Source organism: Clostridium beijerinckii HUN142, assembly GCF_000621745.1.
Classification (GTDB): Bacteria; Bacillota; Clostridia; order Clostridiales; family Clostridiaceae; genus Clostridium; species Clostridium beijerinckii_A.
This window is the reverse complement of record NZ_JHXK01000009.1, coordinates 53,119-71,581: the sequence shown is the minus strand read 5'-3', so window position 1 is coordinate 71,581 and position 18,463 is coordinate 53,119. Positions and strand designations below refer to the sequence as shown.

Below are 18,463 nucleotides of genomic sequence, written 5' to 3'. Positions count from 1 at the left end.
TAATTGATATGAAAATCAGACGTCTGGAAAGTATTATTTCAGACATAATAGAGGTTAAAATGAGGTGAAGAATTGAAAGTAGGGGAACAAAACCTAGCAGAAGAAATTAAAAATAGGAATTCTGATGCTTTGGATTATGCAATTGATAACTATGGAAAGTTAGTCTATAAAATCATTTATAATATTTTAAATTCATTTGGAGATAAAGAATCCATTCAGGAGTGTGTAAGTGATGTATTTACAGCAGTTTGGTATAATATAAAAACTTATGATAATCAGAAAGCTAGCTTCAAATCATGGATTATTGCAATTTCAAAGTATAAAGCGATCGATTATAGAAAAAAGCTAATTAAAAATTATAATATTCAAAATATAAATCATTATAATACTACTGCCCTTAATGACACAGAAGAGTATATATTGGCATCAGAAAATAAGGATGAAATTATAAAGATAATTAAGGAACTTGGAACAATAGATTCCGAGATTTTTATTAGGAGATATTTCTTGGAGGAATCTATTGAGAAAATAGCTAAATCTTTAGAGCTAACTAGACAAGCTGTTGATAACAGATTGTGGCGCGGAAGAAAACGCCTAAAGGAAAAAATGTTATCTAAAGTAAAAAGGGAGATGATATGATGGATGCGACGAAAGATTCTTGCACAAGCGAATTAATTAATGAAAAGGAATTATTAGAGATACTCAACAATGTGAATATTTTAGAAGAAGAGCTTGAATTAGATGATATTGAAGTAACTTCAAAAGATATAAAAGAAATTAAGAAGCAAGTATTTAAGAATATTAAAATTAATAAAAAACAAAATACTATAATAAAACGTATTACTATTGCAGCAGCAAGCATTAGTTTTGTATTTACCGTGGGAGCTATAAATCCAGCTTTAGCTGAAAAACTGCCTATAATCGGAAGTATATTTAAAGTAATTGAGAAAAATGTTGAGTCTCCAGCAGATTACTCTAAATATGCTGCATCATTAAATGAAGTTGTATCAGATAATGGAATAAAGGTTACCTTATCAGATATTTTATGTGATGGAGAAGGATTATATGTAGCATATAAAGTTGAAAGTAAGGAATCTTTTAAGTATGAGTTAAATGGAAATGAGCCACTAGATAGTGATCAACTTTTAGAAAATGAAGCATATCATAAGGTGAATTTTTCTGATAATGAATTAGTTATGGGTAAGGTTTCTGGATTAGATGGAAAGTTCATAGATGAACATACATTTATAGGTATGAAAAAATATTATCTAAATTCATTAGGTAAAGAAATTCCTGATAACTTTGACTTTGAAGTTAAAATTACTTCATTAACGATACCTGTTTTTTATAATAATCCTAAAAATCAAATTTTTAATGGAAATTGGGCATTTAAGGTGCCAGTTAAAGTAGATAAATCTATAAGTAAAAATATAGATATTAATTATAAAACAGATAATGGATTTTCAATAGATTCTATTAAGGTTACACCATTTAGTGTAGTAATAAATAGTACTAATCCAGATAATGAGCATTATAATATGAAAGTAATTGATGATAAAAATAGAAACCTTAAACCTGATAGCGGGAGATCACTTGATGGAAATAAAAAAATAAATTATTTCGGTGCTTTATCTAAGGATTGTAAGAGTTTAAGAGTTATTATATATAAGGATAAACTAGAGCAAAAGGAAACTATTAAAAATTCAGATGATGGATATGAGGAAGTTGGAGATTCAATTCTTCTTGATAAAACTATAAGCATAGAGTAAGCTATATTCAAAAATATATCCAAAGGAAACACTTAATATAAATGTTTCCTTTGGATTTTTACAGTTATAAGTAATTTAATACATTAAGAAAAAGTGGTATCATTTGCTATTGATATGGTGAAACGCATCATAAGTGGGTAATGAATTTACAATAATTAGATTGCTGATTGGAGGTCAGGTGCGCTTTGCCTCCATCATGTAATGTGGGAAAATATAGGCATGATAAGTATGTAAATAATTCTTGATCGTTCGTTCTCAAAATGTTAATATTAATTCTATAAAGGAGGGAACTTGATGGGACGAAGCAGAGAATTTGATGAAAATGTAGTTCTTCAGAAAGCAATGGAATTATTTTGGAAACAGGGCTACGAAAAGACATCTTTGAACGATTTAGTAGAGCATATGGGGATCCATCGTAGAAGTTTATATGACACCTTCGGTGATAAGCACACATTATTTTTAAAAACCGTAGATTTTTATGCAGAATTAATAAAAAACAAAATGCAGTCTGGAATTTTACATGCTGAAACAGTAAAACAAGCTATAAAATTTATCTTTGATTTTACGATTGAAGGATATGAAGATAAACAATGGGGTTGCTTAATTGTAAATTCAGCAACGGAGATGGCTCTTAGGGATAAAGAGATAGAAGAAAAAATAGAAAATATATTTATGCAAACAGAACAACTACTTGTTGATCTTGTTCGAAAAGGACAACAAACAGGTGAATTTTCTTGTGATTATGATCCAGAAGTTTTATCAGAAATACTTCAAAATACATTGCTTGGAATTCGTGTGCAGTTAAGAATGTCAGCGAGCAAAGAAAAATTACATCGTATAGCAGATTTTTTTATGAATTTATTAAATAAATAATTTCTTTACATTAATTAGAATGAGCGTTCTCAAAACTGTTTATGTTCCGCTGAGCCCTTTTACATAGTAGAAAAGTATAAGAACCAGTCAAATCAATAATACAAGAAATTTAGATAACAAAGAAAAGCCCATGATATAGTAGATTTTCTGATTTATTTAATACATAATTTTTTTTAGATCAATTAGAATGATTGTTCTCAAAAAGATACTAAGCATGGCTAAAGGAGGTGATAATAAGACGTGATACATTTATGGGAAATTACTGGACATGATTTAAAAGGAAAAATTAATGGGAAGAAGCAAGTTTTGGGAAAAATTTTTTAACATGTATTATAAATTAAATAAAAATTAAGTGTATTCGTATCATTATGCGATTGCAAAAATTAATAAGGAGTGAATAAAAATGAGTTTAATAACTTTAAATGAAGAAAAATGTATAAAATGTGGAATGTGCGTGGTGGAATGTCCAACAGGAGTATTAAAACTAGAAGCTAATGGTCCAAAAGAAGTCAATCCTAATGCATGTATAGAATGTGGTCATTGTGTGGCTGTATGTCCAAAAGAAGCTATAGATAATAAGAAATCCCCATTATCTATGCAAAGCGAGGTAGGAGAAATCAAAAAGCTAAATCCAGAAGAAGCAAAGAATTTTATTAGATCACGAAGATCTATTCGTTCATATAAGAATATACCAGTTGAAAGAGAAAAGTTATTGCAACTTGTTGATGTTGCACATTTAGCCCCAACTGCAAGTAATTCACAAGGTATATCATATCTAATAGTAGATGATAAAAAAACAATTCAATTAGCAGTTGATGAATGCATTAACTGGTTTGAAAATAATGAAACTTTGAGTAAGGTATTAGCAGGAATGATTAGCGGCTACAAGAATAATAAAGTTGACACTATTTTAAGAGATTCACCTAGTATAATTTTAACTTTGGCTGATGAAGATTTTCGTAATGGTAGAGAAAATTCAATTTTCTCATTGTCATATCTTGAATTATATGCGCCATCTCTTGGGCTTGGATCATGTTGGGCAGGAGTATTTGAAATTTGTGCTCGTAGTGATAATTCGCCAATGTACAAGATTTTTAATATTCCAGAGAAAAAGAAGATAACAGGAGTTGTAATGATAGGATATCCTAAACATAGCTTTAAAAGATTTACAGAAAGACAACCGCTATCAGCTTCTTTTTTTGAAAATTAAATTATTAAATAGGTCAAATAAGTGAAATTAGTTTTATTCCTTTGGTTATATTTTATAATTATTCAAAAAGGATAAAAGAGCAATAACAAATTTGTTATTGCTCTTTTATATCAAGTTTGTTTGCTGAAATAATCTTTAATGCTCATAACTATAAATTAAATTATACAAGCTGAGAAGTAAGTTCTTCTATAATAGAAGGATTGAAAGGTCTGTCAATAAGAGCTGTACCTTTATTTAAAACAACATTTCTTTCACTAAAGCTTTCCTTATCTTCTCTATATAGAATTCCAGTTGGAATCTTATCTCCAAACTCCATTGCTTTTTCTAGTGCAGCAAGTTTATTGCTAGGGTCGTAATTTTCATCTAAAGAATAAACTCTATTTTTATAGAAGGAGAAAGTGTTAATATGATTAAAAGTTACGCAAGGTTGAAAAATATCCACCATAGCATATCCTTTATAAGAAATTGCTTCCTTCATAATTGAAACAAGCTGATCCATATCTCCACTAAAGGCTCTGGCAACAAAGCCTGCTCCAAGTGTTATAGCTAAAGCTACAGGATTTAATGGGGCATTGATATTTCCAGTAGTTTGAGCCCCAGTTACTAGACCTATTCCAGAAGTAGGAGAGGCTTGACCTTTTGTAAGACCATATATTTGGTTATCATGAACAAAATGAGTTATATTAGTGTTCCTTCTTATATTATGGATAAAATGATTTCCACCTTCTCCATAGGTATCACCATCGCCAGAATCTACTATAACTGTTAGATTATCATTTGCCATTTTAGCAGCAACTGCAGCAGGTATTGCTCTACCGTGTAAACCACAGAAACTATTAGCACTTATATATTGAGGCAACTTAGCGGCTTGGCCAATTCCTGCAACCATTAAAACTTCATAAGGGTCCTTTCCTAATTCAGTTAACGCTCTTTTTAAACTTTCTAATATATTAAAATTACCACAGCCTGGGCACCAAGCTGTTTCGTAAGTACGAAATTGTTCACTCATATCTTAAACCTCCTTTATAATTCTATCTACAATTTCATTTGCAGATATTTGTCTACCATCATATTTCGAAATTTTATAATCGCAGTTTATTCCTGTTTGTTCTCTTATAAGATCAGCTAATTGACTAGTAGCATTTTGTTCTATATCAATAATTTTTTTAGCCACTTTAGCCTTTTCATTAAGTTTTTTTTGAGGTAATGGATACACATCTCCAAATAAAAGGGCTCCAAAACTGCCAACATTTCTTCCATTTAACAATTTTACTGCTTCCTTTATAACACCATAGGTAGATCCCCAGCCTAGAAGCAAATTATCACAATTTTCATCACCAAAAAATTCTGGTTCTTCTAAATCAAGTTTTAAATTACTAAGTTTTCTCATACGCTTATCCATCATCTCATTTCTTACTTCTGCAGATTCAGTAATCTTACCCATTTCATCATGTTCATCACTATCTGCTGTTACAAAGTTTTTTGTTTTTCCTGGAATAAGTCTTGGAGATACACCATCTTCAGTTATTTTATATCTTAAATATTCTCCATCTTTTATATTTACTTCAGCAGGTTTATAAACTTTAACTCTATTTAAATCGAAAGGCTTAACAGAAGCTATACCATCACCTAAGTATTGGTCACTTAAGATTATTACTGGAATTTGGTATTTCTCTGCCATGTTGAAAGCCCTAATAGTCTGATAAAATGCATCTTCAATCGTACGTATGGCTATAACCATTCTTGGAAATTCACCTTGTGATGCAGAAATGACAAACTTAAGATCGCTTTGTTCTGTTCTAGTTGGAAGTCCAGTAGTAGGGCCTGGTCTTTGAACATCAACGACTACTAAAGGTATTTCGGCCATACCAGATAGTCCAAGGGCCTCAACCTTTAAGCAAAATCCCCCTCCAGAAGTTCCGGTCATAGCTCTTGCTCCTGCAAAAGAAGCTCCTATAGCCATATTTATTGCTGCGATTTCATCCTCTGCTTGCTCAACTAGCACATCTGCTTTTTGTGAAATCGATGCGAGATATTCTAGAATTGATGTAGAAGGAGACATAGGATAAGCAGAATAGAATTTTAATCCTGTAGCTATAGCTCCTAAAGCTAAAGAAGTATTACCGTTTAATATCAAATAATCTGAGAAGCTCCCAGGTTGAGAGCTAAATTTAGATTCTACACTATCGTAACCTCTCATAGCAGCTTTTATATTAACCTCTAAAAATCTTTCTTTTACTGATGATTTTAGAGCTTCTTCTATATTTGTATTTTCAATTCCAAAAAGCTTTATAGCTGCACCAACAGCAATGGTACCAGTAACCTTAGGATTTCCAAGTTCTTTAGCTATTTTCTTCATAGGAACTTTTATAGCTCTATCATCATCAATATCAAAATTAGAGTCACCCAATATAAAACCATTTTCCTTTAGCTTATCTTTATGAAGTTCAGCAGTATCTTCGTTTAATGCAATAATTCCATCAACTTCATAAGTATGGGAAAGCACTTCTTCATTTCCGAAACGTATAAGTGAAAAATTATGACCGCCTCTTACTCTAGACATCAAATCTTTTACAGTAAAAACACTATATCCTGACTTTTTTAACAATTTTTCAAGTATGGAAGCAGTGGTATCAACGCCTTGACCTGCAGCGCCTCCAATAAGAATATTATAATTCATAATAAAAACCTCCTTATTTATTTATTAATTTATCTAAAATACTGTTATTATTTATATCCTTAAATTTATAATTGTTATTAATTGATAATTATTATCGATACATTAATATTAGCACTTATTTCTATTGTTGTAAAGAAAGTGTTTTGTTAGTTAATGGATAAATATGTGGTATATTACCAGTGTAATATATTTGAGAACTTACTGAAAATGGGTAACTTCATGAAATTAATAATGATTAATGGAAACAGGTCATTTGCTTGGAACTGGACTAATTTATGTTGAAGAAGAGTATGAGAAATTTGAGATAGCATATAATTTGGGTAAAAAAGCATGGGGCTTTGACTACACAACAGAAGCAATGTAGGAAGTTATAAAATTTGATAAAGAAGATTTAGGGATAAAAGAAATAATGGGGAGACATGCAGAAGAAAATCCTGCTTCTGGTAAAATATTGGACAAGTTGGGATTTTTATATATTAGGAACATACCATATGAATGTAATGGTGGAGAAAACTTATACGAGGGTAAAGAGTATATTTTGAAGTTATAGAAAATGAATAGAACTCACCGAATGAGTTCTATTCATAATATGCTTCATTATCAACACTATTATTTAATATAGCCTAAAAAATAAAAGCATTGAAAAAAAATCAAAATTCATATATGATGTAACTATACTAAAATATAAACATGAAAAAAATATAAATGTAAAGGTGATGTAAATATGCGCAAAGAGGTAGTTTTAAACTAAACTAACTGAATAAGGATTATTTTAAAAAGTATATGAAAAAAAGCTTGAATAACTCAAGTTTTACTTGTGGTATAATCAATTAATGAAAATTTTGATATTGCCATGTTTATTTGTGTACTCTAAAAATGATCGGTATTATAATGAGCATGTTACGTCTTTATCCGTAAAATAGGAAGCCGTGTTCTAGACACGGTATTTTTATGCCTATTTTTGCTACATTTATAGATATGTTATAAGATTTTAATTTGTATAATTTAGTCATAAGTTATATCAAGTGAAACTTGATTCAGGTGGGGGTTGATCCCCATCTGAATCTTAGTTGAACTTATAACCTCAAGGGTCACAATGTACCCTCAAGGGGTACCTAGTCTAGGGTCGTGCCAATGTTATCCCACGCTTAAAGAAAAGCAGATATTCCAAAAAGTGAGAGTCCAAATTTAACATTTGGTTTCTCGAACTTTCTCTGTGAGCTTTTAATTTGGCATAGTCGCTTTCACAAGTGCGTGGAGTGTTACAGTGGCTAGACATCAGATAAATTAAAGTTGTATATTTCATGTTTGTATTTAGGTTGTATGATTATAAGGCTGTAAATGAATTGTTATGTTCATTTGCGGCCTTTTTATTTATTTTTAAGGAGAATATTATGAAAATTTATATATTTAAAATTGAAGATTGCAAAAGGAAGACAAATTTTTTAAGAAATACTAGGATGGTGATTATTAATGGTTAACAAACTTTCAGCATATAAAATTTATTTATTATTTTCAGCTATTACTGCAATGTGTTTTTCGTTAACAGCAACAGTTATGATAGTATATCACATTGAAAATGTTCATTTAAATCCACTTCAGCTTATACTTGTTGGAACTACTTTAGAAACGGCATGTTTTATATTTGAAATTCCTACAGGTATAGTTGCAGATGTTTATAGTCGTAAACTATCCATTATTATAGGTGTAGTTTTGACAGGACTCGGCTTTATTTTAGAAGGATCTATTTCAAGTTTTATTTTTGTACTAGCAGCACAGATTGTATGGGGATTAGGCGCTACTTTCATCAGCGGATCTCTTGAAGCATGGATTGCGGAAGAAGAAAAAGCTATGGATTTGGATCGAATTTATATGAAGGGAGCACAAATAGGACAAATAGCTTCAGTTATTGGAATAGTACTAAGTACTATAATAGCTAATTTTTCTATAAGACTGCCTATTATAATTAGCGGCGTTTTGTTTATGATTTTTTCAGTATTTTTAGGAATAAATATGCCTGAAAATAACTTTAAGCCAGCTGCTCCAGATGATTTAAATACATTTAAAAAGATGGGATATACTTTTAAGTCTGGCCTTAAATTTATAAAAAGTAAATCTATAATTATGATTTTACTTTCTGTAACTTTGTTTTATGGATTATCAAGTGAAGGGTATGATAGACTTTCTAGTGCACATTTCCTGCAAGATACTATGCTTCCTAAGCTTTGGAATCTTAATCCAGTAACTTGGTTTGGTATTTTTGGAATTGCAGGACTGGTATTAAGCGCTATAGTTATGCATTTTATGTCAAAGAGGCTTGATGATAATAAGAAGCATAATGGAAATCTTCTGCTAGGTATAAATATATTTTATATATTATTTATGTTTATATTTGCTGTTACGAAAAATTTTAACTTAATGTTAATAGCTTATTTAGCAACTAATACTTTTAGAGCTACAAATGAGCCTATATTCAACGCATGGCTTAATGGACATATAGATGATAAGGCTAGAGCTACTGTCCTTTCTATGAATGGACAAATAAATTCTTTAGGTCAAATTTTAGGCGGACCAATTATAGGAATTATAGCTACAAATATTTCAGTAAGTGCTGGTATAGCATGTACTTCGTTATTAGTAACACCAGTATTAGCGCTTTATATTTTTTCTATGAGAATGGATAAAAAGGTGGCTGATAGAGTAGGAGGTGGCGATTATGAAGAAAATAATTAATATAGGAATCGTTGCACACGTAGATGCTGGGAAAACAACTATAACAGAAAATCTATTATATTGTAGTGGAGCTATAAAATCAGTTGGAAGAGTTGATTTAGGTAATACACAGACAGATTCTATGGAGCTTGAACGTAAAAGAGGAATTACTATTAAATCGTCGACCGCATCTTTCACTTGGAATGATGTTAAAGTAAATATTGTTGATACACCAGGTCATGTAGATTTTATTTCAGAAGTTGAACGCTCATTAAGTATTTTAGATGGAGCAATAATAGTTATATCAGGAGTAGAGGGGATTCAATCGCAAACAAGAATATTATTTAATACCTTAAAGCAGTTGAACATTCCAACAATAATTTTTATAAATAAATTAGATAGAGTTGGAGCAAATTCTAATAAAGTACTAGAAGAGATAAAGAAGAATATGTCCAATAAAGTAGTTAAATTACAAGAAGCATATGATGAAGGAAGTAAAGATGTTTATATAAAAAATCTATCTGATTCAGGTATGATAAATGACAATGTTATTGATGTTTTATCAGACTTAGATGAAGGTTTTCTGGAAAAATATATTAGTGGTATGGAAATTAAAAAAGAAGAATTACATGAAAAGTTTGTATCATATGCAAAAGAAGGAGGTTTATATCCAGTATTTTGTGGTGCAGCGGGGATTGGTCTTGGAATTGAAGATTTATTAGATGGAATTTGCAGTTATTTTCCATGCGCAAATGGTGATTCTGAAGATGATTTATCTGGAGTGGTATTTAAAATCGAGAGGACAAATACCAACGAGAAGAAGGTTTATGTAAGATTATTTAAAGGAAAAATATCTGTAAGAGATAAAATTCAAGTTCCTAATAAGGAGATAGTAGAAAAGGTAAAGAAAATTAATAGCTTAGAAAATGGGAAAGTTACTGAGGTGCAGCTGATAGAAGCAGGGGATATAGGGATTTTATATGGACTTGCAAGCTTCCAAGTTGGGGATATAATTGGAATTTCAAATAATAAAGTTAAAAATATATCTATGGCTAAACCAACACTAAAAACAACTATTTCTGCAATAGATAAAGAAAAAAATACTGAGCTATTTAGGGCACTAACATTTCTTTCAGAGGAAGACCCGTTATTACAATTAGAGATGAACGATTTAGATAAAGAAATTCATGTTAATTTATTTGGTGAAGTTCAAATGGAAATACTGAGTTCTATAATATATGATTTCTATGGAATAAAAGTAGAATTTTCAAATATTCAGACAATCTATAAGGAAGCACCTAAAGGTGTTGGAACAGCAATAATGCATATGAATGAAGAATTAAATCCTTTTTATGCAACAGTAGGCTTAAAAATAGAACCCTTGGGAAGAGGTGAAGGACTTAAGTATATTTCTAATGTTTCAGTAGGATCATTGCCAAAATCTTTTCAAAATGCAATCGAAGAGGCAGTTATTAAGACCAGCAAACAAGGGCTGTTTGGATGGGAAGTTACGGATGCAAAAGTTACACTTACCTGTGGTGAATTTTTCAGTCCAGTCAGTACTCCAGCAGATTTTAGGAATGTGACACCTATGATATTTATGGAAGCATTATTTGAAGCACAAACTGTTTTATTAGAGCCATTACACGAGTTTGAATTAAGGATTCCTCAAAATGTTTTAAGTAAGGCTATTTGGGATTTGGAAACTATGAGGGCAACTTTTGATAATCCTGTTGTTATAGAGGATGAATTTTCAATAAAAGGATTAATTCCAGTAGAAAATTCAAAAGAATATAAAATGAAAATAGCTTCATATACACAAGGTAAAGGGATGTTTATAACAAAAGTTTATGGATATAAGGAAGTTCCAGCAGATTTTAAAAAAGCACGTCAAAAAACAACTTATGATCCATTGAATAAGAAAGAGTATATTCTTCATAAATTAAACACAATTAGAGATTAAATTTAAATAGATAACTTAAGTTTTTATATATAAGATTTAAGATAAGAGTATAAAAGTCTTAAATGATTATTACAAATAAATGAAATTAGCTATTAAGTAAATTGGGTTATGTTAAAATATAACGAACTAAATTAGAATAAAAAAATATATGTTGCAAAAATAATTCTTCATCATAATTCTAAAAATAGTGTGAGAATTTTAGCCGTAATTGTGCATTGTGCATTGCAACATATATATAGTAATAATCTTGTAAAAAATGAATACTTAGAGAGATAAAAGCTTTGAGTATTCATTTTCCACTTTGAGGAGGTAATTATGAATAAACGAGAACGGATCAAAACATTCTTTTTATATGGTGTTTTCATTTGCTACATACTTTTATTAATTAAAATATTGTTTTTATCAAGAATCTCTAATTTGGAGCATAGGTCAATCAATCTCATTCCTTTTTATAGTATAAAGGAATATATATTTAGTAGCTCTGCCTCTATAAAAAAATTCGCTTTTGGTAATGTGGTTGGAAATATAGCTATATTTATTCCTCTTGGTGCATATTTGTTATTATTCAAAAATAATAAAAGAGCAATAACCAATTTGTTGTTTGTATTTATAGTAAGTTTGTTTGTTGAAATTATTCAGGGGATTTTTGGCATTGGGGCATCAGACATTGATGACATAATTCTAAATTGTTTGGGTGGATTCATTGGTATTTTAGGATATAAGTTTTTCTTATTTATATTACGAGATGAGAAAAAAGTACATACTGCAATTGCAATACTATCTGTTATTGCATTGCCCCGTATATTATTTTATTTATTCATAATGAAAATGAGATTCTAGATATCATTATTAGATATTCAATAATAGGCTCTATAAAAAAGAAACGCAGGAATTAACACAATCTGTAACATATATATGTTGCAAAAATAATTCTTCATCATAATTCTGAAAATATTGCAAGAATTTTAGTCGTAATTGTAAATTGTGAATTGCAACATATATAACATTCTTATATTGTTAAGAATATATATTCTGATATTCTAATATTCTGAAGAATATGCTTGTATAATGCGGGTTTGAGGCGTGGAATTAAAAAAGTTATTGTGAATTTGCTTTTATGATATGAAAACAGATTTTTATGTTGAGAGAGAAAAAATTTTGAGTAGATAATAAAATTGTGGAGTTCATGGTGGAATTATTAATGAGGAAATCAAGATGTAATCTATAAAGAGATAAACCTTTGGCGAAAGAATAGATGCTCTGGATAATTAGAAGTCTTGTCTATGATTATAGATTGGATTGTTCTATATTTAGAAGAAAGTATTATAGCAATGTCTGCAATGGGTAATTTAATGTAACTAAATAAAATTTTTAATTTATAAAGAAAGCTTAGGATAATGAAGGGTGAACCGTATCATAAGTAAATGAGGTTTATAGACTTAGGCATTGATGCAGATAGCTTGCCTAAGGATATTTTTATAGGTGAAAATACTGTATTATAAGTAATAGTATATTTACAAAATATGTTATAATACAATTAGAAACAAATTTGAGGAATAGGCAAAAAACAATTTTTAGTGAGGATTATTTATATATTGGTAGTTAGTTAAGGTGAGGGAATATTATGTTTAAAATTGGAGAGTTTTCAAAATTGACTCAGGTTTCAATTAGAATGTTAAGATATTATGATGAAATCGGAATATTAAAACCTGCAAATGTTGATTTGTTTACAGGATATAGAATGTATTCTGCTGAACAGATATCAGTGCTTCAAAAAGTAATCTTATTGAGAGATACAAAATTTTCATCAGCAGAAATAAAAGAAATTATATTAGGCCATAAAGAATTAAATATAGTGGATGAATTACAAAAAAAGAAAATGCAGATTAATAAAGGGATAGATATTGAAAAACAGAGAATAGAAAAAATAAATAATGCAATAAATGAAATTGGAAAAAAGAATTTTGAAATACATTGTAGTATAAGTTTTAAGAAAGTGGACAAGATACTGATGCTATCTACTAGAGATATAATTCCAACTTATTTTCATGAGAAAGTTTTATGGAATAGGCTATGTGATTTTATTAATAAAGAAAAAATTTCTATAAAGCAGGATATGTACAATAATGTTGCAATGTATCATGATATTGAACATAAAGATGAAAATGTAGATGTTGAAGTCGGGATTATTGTAGATAAATTAGGAGAAAACAAAGACAAGTTTATATATAGAGAAATAGAGGAAGTAGAGAAAATGGCATATGCAATGGTTTATGGGAAATATGAAAATTTAGCAAAGGTATATGAAATGCTTGCATATTATCTTGAAAGTTATAATGAACAAATGGAAGAAAGTCCTTCTAGACAGATATGTCATATAGGTGAAAATGACACTAACAATCCAGATGAATATCTTACTGAAATACAGATTCCATTAAAATAAAATTGTTGACTCTCACATCATGTGAGGGTCTATTATTTTTATGTAAGATAAATATCTAGGAGGTAAATATTATGCAATTAAAAGAAATTGGTAAAATTAATGTGGAAAGAGAAGGGATGTTTATTCAAATCAATAAAGAGTATGTAAAAGGGCTTCAGGGATTAGAAGAGTTTTCTCACATTGACGTACTTTGGTGGTTTGATAAATGTGATAATAATGAAAGTAGAGCAGTTATTGAAGTAAATAAACCTTATAAAAAAGCTCCTGAAAAGTTAGGAGTATTTTCAACTAGGTCACCTCAAAGGCCGAATCCAATAGCATTATCCATAGCTGAAATAACACATATTGATTATGATAATAGCAGAATCTATATTACTTATATTGATGCAATGAACAATAGCAGTATTTTAGATATAAAGCCTTATACTCCAAGTATAGATAGGGTAGAAAAACCTAAAGTGCCTAAGTGGTGTGGTCATTGGCCATTATCTTATGAAGAGTCTGGTGATTTTGATTGGGAAAATGAATTTTTGTTTTAAGTGCTATGTAGAATATATATAGTGGAATAGAATAGAAGTACCTCATTTACAATAGTTACGGTGAAGCGTACCATAAGTAAATGAGGTTTTTATGAGAATTATTTTAGGAGAACCAATGATGGTAGCAGCTCCTAAATTAAGTAATAAAAAAGAGCAAATCTGCTCTTTTTTATTTGCTCCTCTATTTTATAAATTCTATAATGTATGGGTTAAATTTATAGTTTACAATTAATCGAAATATATGTCGCTAAATTCAATTGATGCAGCTTGGATAACCCGTTCGTCGTAGCTTATAAACTGGCTACTTGCATTACAAAAGTCTTTTTCTTCAAACGCACTTGGTTCTTCTATAGGTAAAAGCACCGTGAATGTGCTTCCTTGTCCTGGTTCGCTGTCTAAAAGTATTTCTCCCCCCATTACTTTTATTAAAAGATTTACAAGGTACAAGCCTAAACCAGTACCTTCTGCCCTTCGAGAGAGACTTGTATCAGCTTGCCCAAAACGTTCAAAGATAACTCTTTGCTTATCAACGGGTATACCTATTCCTTCATCCTTTACACTCACATCAATAAACTCTTTGCCTTTATGATTTGTAATTGAAAGAGACACATGTACATCCTTACCACTTGGTGTAAACTTTAAGGCGTTTGACAATAGGTTTAATATTATACGTTCAAATTTCTCGTCGTCCACATAAATTTCCTTCTTTATCAAGCTTGACATAAAATTTAGGTTGATCTGCTTTTGTCTTGCGAATATTTCTATTGAGCTTACGATGGATTTTGTAATAGAAACTATATCTCTAATATTATTATTCAGCTTAATATGTCCAGAATTATATCGTGTAATGTCAAGAAGATTATTCACTAGTCGTAATTGTCTATTTGTATTCACTTTTATAACATTTAAGTATCTACCCAATCTTTCTGATATGCTATCTTTCAGCACTGCTTCTATTGTCTGAAGGGCTGAGCTAATAACAGCAATTGCTGTTTTGAATTCATGGGTAATAAGATAGAGGAATTCATCCTTTAACTTCATTGCAGCTTCAATGGTTTCCCTTTTTTCCTTCTCTGATCTCCAAAGACTTTCTTCGTATTGTCTTTGGTCAATTAAATCAGCGGCTTGACGAGCAAGCACATCAAGAAGTCTCAATTCACGATCTAATGGCTCATGAGGTTTTTTCCAGTGAGTGGAGAACATTCCTAGCATTTTACCACTTCGTGAAATTAGAGGAGTTGACTGGGCAGAATGAATGCCAACTTCCAAAAATGTCTTAAGGTCTTCACTACCTTTTAGCAAATCTGACTCTTCCATATTAGACACAACGATTCGGTGTCCCCTTCGTAAGGCTTCTGCGCAAGTAGTACAGGCGGTTTTGCCATCTACCCATTCCCAAAATTTTGCATCTTCTGGGTCAAATCCTCGAAGGGCTATAATTCTAAGCCTGCCAACGCCGTCTTCTTCAGTATGCAATTCTTGCAGAGTTGAGTAATCCGAGTGCATTATTTGCATTGCAGCAGCAATAATTCTTTCATATAATAATTGAATATCTCCACCAGAAACAAGCTCCATGCTTATACTTTGTAAAAGTTTGGCATCTTCAAGCTCTGATTCAAGCTGTGCCCGGCTTTCTAAAAGAGTGTTCTTATTGAACCTGCATTCCATATCATTCATTTCAATAGAATTAGGAAGGTTTTTTTCTTTCAATTGCAATTCTAGTTCCTTATTCCTCTTTTTCAACTTGACCAACTCAAGCATAAGAGTCTCTTTACTACAATCCTCAACTATCATTACTTCGTCCCCCTCGTAAAAAAGATGTCAGATATAATCTATGTATTTTAGTTCGACCAATTATTCTATGATCAACTTAAACTAACTTTCATCTGAGTTTATTAATGCATTACGCTTTTTTATGTAATAAATGTCAACTATTAAAAATAATTTGAGTAACTTGAGAACTTATTACATTATACATTGAATTTACCAACGATACCATAACTTTTATAAGTTAGATATTGGCTCAATATTTTTTAAAACCAATTTATGTATTTAAAGCAACTTATATCAGACTAATAGCTTTGTCACTTGAAGTTAGGTTTGTGTATATACAAGTTGTAAAAGACGGAAATAAGAAGATTTATTATTTTAAAGAAAAGCCAAACTCAAGATTAAAAGATAAGTTTATGTATTTATACCACCTTTCCGAAGCGAATAAAACTGGAATAGCGATTTATAGTTTTCCGGAACTTACACTCCTTAAGGCTAATGAAATGTATTTAGATTTTTATGATTTACCTTATAATAGCTGGGATACTGCATATGGTAAGCAGCTAAAAGTAAAATTTCACTAAACATAAAAATAAAATAGGTTTTGTAATTAATAAGTATATGTAAGAAAACTATTTTTAAGTATATACTATAGTTGGGAGCCTGACCTATAGAAGAATAAATTCTATTTAACAAAACAAAAGCCCCCTCACTAGTGGGACTTTAACTTATCTAAAAATTTTATCATAATTAATACTCTGCATATAAACATATGAATAAACTAAAGAACTAGCTAATCTTGCAAATGATCAATGGCCTTCATATGGAGTTTAATCAAATCTTCTCTAATACTCAGCGGTTTTACAACAAATACATCTGAACCAAAAGATAATAATAAATTTAAAAGCCATTGATTTTGCTCTATTTGTCCAGATACTCTTAACTGATTTTCATTTTCCCGATAAATGAGCAGATGATTAAAGTTTTCATAGACTTTACTAGCTGCACTCATATTAAACAGCAAATCCATATGAATCAACGTTTCCTGGCTGATATAGTCATTTATGTACGGTTTAGGAATATTACTATAGGTATCTGCTTTCTGAGGCAGAATTTCACAGTGATTTATTCTAACCAGCTTAAATAATCTGAAATCATGTCTTATTTTACAATAGCCATACAAATACCAATCCTTGCATTTAAACAATAGCCTAAGTGGATCAACATTACGTGTACTTTCAAGACCCATGTCACTGATGTATTGGAGAAGGATTCTCCTTTTGGTAGTTATTGCTTTTTTCAATTGAAGAAATAATTCAGCTTCTCTAGTGGATGAGCTATGCCATCCAGAAAAATCAACTTCCAGCCAATTATTTTCTTGATTATTTACATTTTGACTAAATATAACAGCTAGCTTATTATAAATATCATTTTCGCTTAGATTTGGGACAGTGCCTAAAGATTGTATAGCGAAGAGTATATCGTTCTGTTCTTGATTTGTAATCACGGATCTATCTAATACATAGTTCTCCATTAAATGTATACCGCCATTTTTTCCAGTGGTAGTATAGATTGGGATACCTGAAGTTGATAGTGTTTCAACATCTCTATAAATAGTACGTACGGACACTTCAAACTTTTTTGCTAATTCCGTCGAAGTTACTTTTCTCTTATCAAGTAATATCATTAATATTTCAAAAAGTCTATTTGATTTCATAAATTTCACCTCATAATTTAGCCTTATAAGCATTATATCAAAAAAAGATAGGTATGCAGAGATTAATTTAAAATCATGACATTAGTTGACAGGGTTTCATTGATATACTAACAATAAGTAATCAAATCGCGAAATTAGTCAATGAAAATAATTGAAATTAATACAAATAGGAAAGGTGTGGTTTAATTATAAATATGGAAAACTTACTTAATATAAGAACGAGAGAAGAGTTACGTAGTTGGTTACAAGATAACTGCTATATTGAGAAATGTTGCTGGGTAGTGATAAGCATTGCCACAAAAGCAGACACATTATTATACCTGGATGTAGTGGAAGAGGCTTTGTGTTTTGGATGGATTGATGGCATTAAGAAGAAAAATTCAGAAAATCAGCTTGTTCAGCGACTATCACCTAGAAATAAGAAAAGTTCATGGACCGAATTAAATAAAGAACGTGTACGACGTCTTGAAGAACTTGGACTCATGACTGACGAAGGAAGAAAGGTACTGCCTGATATGAGTAGTAATTCTTTTAAAATTGATAAGGTTATAGAGAAAAAGCTGAAAGAAGATATGTTGGCTTATGAAAATTTTATGAATTTCTCTGAGTTGTATAGGAGAGTGAGAATAGACACAATCCAACAGGTCAAAAACCAACCTGAATTATTTATGAAGAGGTTGGACAAGTTTATACAAAATACAAAACAAAACAAGATGTATGGATCATGGAATGATAATGGGCGACTTATTAACTAAAATAGGCAAGTAGATTGTTTAACAAATAGGAG

At 30.4% G+C, this 18,463-nt stretch carries 18 protein-coding genes; 14 read left to right on the top strand and 4 right to left on the bottom strand.

Features of this window, described 5'->3' with window-relative positions; translation table 11 throughout:
* Positions 1–72 precede the first annotated feature (72 nt).
* The 4 genes from T483_RS0103565 to T483_RS0103545 all read left to right on the top strand — a co-directional run bounded on the left by T483_RS0103565 (position 73) and on the right by T483_RS0103545 (position 3,852).
* Positions 73–639 (top strand): sigma-70 family RNA polymerase sigma factor, encoded by a 567-nt coding sequence (locus tag T483_RS0103565; protein ID WP_026885598.1) that lies wholly within the window; start codon positions 73–75, stop codon positions 637–639.
* Entirely contained in the window at positions 636–1,769 is a 1,134-nt protein-coding gene (locus T483_RS0103560; protein ID WP_242841793.1) for a DUF4179 domain-containing protein, read from the top strand. The genes T483_RS0103565 and T483_RS0103560 overlap by 4 nt, the downstream gene beginning before the upstream one ends.
* 294 nt (positions 1,770–2,063) lie before the next feature.
* Positions 2,064–2,642 (top strand): TetR/AcrR family transcriptional regulator, encoded by a 579-nt coding sequence (locus T483_RS0103555; RefSeq protein WP_026885596.1) that lies wholly within the window; start codon positions 2,064–2,066, stop codon positions 2,640–2,642.
* Between the two features lie 403 nt (positions 2,643–3,045).
* On the top strand, positions 3,046–3,852 hold the full coding sequence (locus T483_RS0103545) for a nitroreductase family protein (protein ID WP_026885595.1): 807 nt from the start codon (positions 3,046–3,048) through the stop codon (positions 3,850–3,852).
* Positions 3,853–4,012: 160 nt separating this feature from the next.
* On the opposite strand, the gene T483_RS0103540 is transcribed toward T483_RS0103545, so the two are convergent.
* Both T483_RS0103540 and T483_RS0103535 read right to left on the bottom strand, forming a co-directional pair.
* Positions 4,013–4,861 (bottom strand): 2-oxoacid:ferredoxin oxidoreductase subunit beta, encoded by an 849-nt coding sequence (locus tag T483_RS0103540; RefSeq protein ID WP_026885594.1) that lies wholly within the window; start codon positions 4,859–4,861, stop codon positions 4,013–4,015.
* Positions 4,862–4,864: 3 nt separating this feature from the next.
* On the bottom strand, positions 4,865–6,532 hold the full coding sequence (locus T483_RS0103535) for a 2-oxoacid:acceptor oxidoreductase subunit alpha (RefSeq protein WP_026885593.1): 1,668 nt from the start codon (positions 6,530–6,532) through the stop codon (positions 4,865–4,867).
* Positions 6,533–6,770: 238 nt separating this feature from the next.
* Between T483_RS0103535 and T483_RS32415 the strand changes: the two genes are divergently transcribed.
* The 8 genes from T483_RS32415 to T483_RS30880 all read left to right on the top strand — a co-directional run bounded on the left by T483_RS32415 (position 6,771) and on the right by T483_RS30880 (position 14,421).
* Positions 6,771–6,896: a hypothetical protein gene (locus tag T483_RS32415; protein WP_278247397.1), complete on the top strand. Its 126-nt coding sequence runs from the start codon at positions 6,771–6,773 to the stop codon at positions 6,894–6,896.
* Positions 6,897–6,941: 45 nt separating this feature from the next.
* Positions 6,942–7,082 (top strand): hypothetical protein, encoded by a 141-nt coding sequence (locus tag T483_RS30885; protein WP_155268449.1) that lies wholly within the window; start codon positions 6,942–6,944, stop codon positions 7,080–7,082.
* A gap of 923 nt (positions 7,083–8,005) precedes the next feature.
* Positions 8,006–9,265 (top strand): tetracycline efflux MFS transporter TetA(P), encoded by a 1,260-nt coding sequence (gene tetA(P) / locus T483_RS0103515; RefSeq protein WP_026885592.1) that lies wholly within the window; start codon positions 8,006–8,008, stop codon positions 9,263–9,265.
* Positions 9,249–11,207, top strand: coding sequence for a tetracycline resistance ribosomal protection protein (gene tet / locus T483_RS0103510; protein ID WP_026885591.1), 1,959 nt, complete (start codon positions 9,249–9,251; stop codon positions 11,205–11,207). The genes tetA(P) and tet overlap by 17 nt, the downstream gene beginning before the upstream one ends.
* A 315-nt stretch (positions 11,208–11,522) precedes the next feature.
* Positions 11,523–12,047, top strand: a complete 525-nt coding sequence (locus T483_RS0103505) for a VanZ family protein (RefSeq protein ID WP_026885590.1) — start codon at positions 11,523–11,525, stop codon at positions 12,045–12,047.
* Positions 12,048–12,831: 784 nt separating this feature from the next.
* Positions 12,832–13,650, top strand: a complete 819-nt coding sequence (locus T483_RS0103500; protein WP_026885589.1) for a MerR family transcriptional regulator — start codon at positions 12,832–12,834, stop codon at positions 13,648–13,650.
* Positions 13,651–13,721: 71 nt separating this feature from the next.
* Positions 13,722–14,189 (top strand): tRNA (N6-threonylcarbamoyladenosine(37)-N6)-methyltransferase TrmO, encoded by a 468-nt coding sequence (gene tsaA / locus T483_RS0103495; RefSeq protein ID WP_026885588.1) that lies wholly within the window; start codon positions 13,722–13,724, stop codon positions 14,187–14,189.
* A 91-nt stretch (positions 14,190–14,280) separates the two neighbouring features.
* Positions 14,281–14,421: a hypothetical protein gene (locus T483_RS30880; RefSeq protein WP_155268448.1), complete on the top strand. Its 141-nt coding sequence runs from the start codon at positions 14,281–14,283 to the stop codon at positions 14,419–14,421.
* On the opposite strand, the gene T483_RS30070 is transcribed toward T483_RS30880, so the two are convergent.
* Positions 14,418–15,983, bottom strand: coding sequence for a GAF domain-containing sensor histidine kinase (locus T483_RS30070; RefSeq protein WP_051560281.1), 1,566 nt, complete (start codon positions 15,981–15,983; stop codon positions 14,418–14,420). The genes T483_RS30880 and T483_RS30070 overlap by 4 nt on opposite strands.
* Positions 15,984–16,270: 287 nt before the next feature.
* Here T483_RS30070 and T483_RS0103480 point away from each other — a divergent pair, with 287 nt between their 5' ends.
* Entirely contained in the window at positions 16,271–16,543 is a 273-nt protein-coding gene (locus tag T483_RS0103480) for a hypothetical protein (protein WP_207641429.1), read from the top strand.
* Between the two features lie 209 nt (positions 16,544–16,752).
* Here T483_RS0103480 and T483_RS0103475 read toward each other — a convergent pair whose 3' ends face one another.
* Complete coding sequence (locus T483_RS0103475; protein WP_026885586.1) at positions 16,753–17,676, bottom strand: helix-turn-helix transcriptional regulator; 924 nt, start codon at positions 17,674–17,676, stop codon at positions 16,753–16,755.
* Between the two features lie 329 nt (positions 17,677–18,005).
* On the opposite strand from T483_RS0103475, the gene T483_RS0103470 reads away from it, so the two are divergent.
* Complete coding sequence (locus T483_RS0103470) at positions 18,006–18,431, top strand: YdeI/OmpD-associated family protein (RefSeq protein ID WP_242841792.1); 426 nt, start codon at positions 18,006–18,008, stop codon at positions 18,429–18,431.
* Positions 18,432–18,463 lie beyond the last annotated feature (32 nt).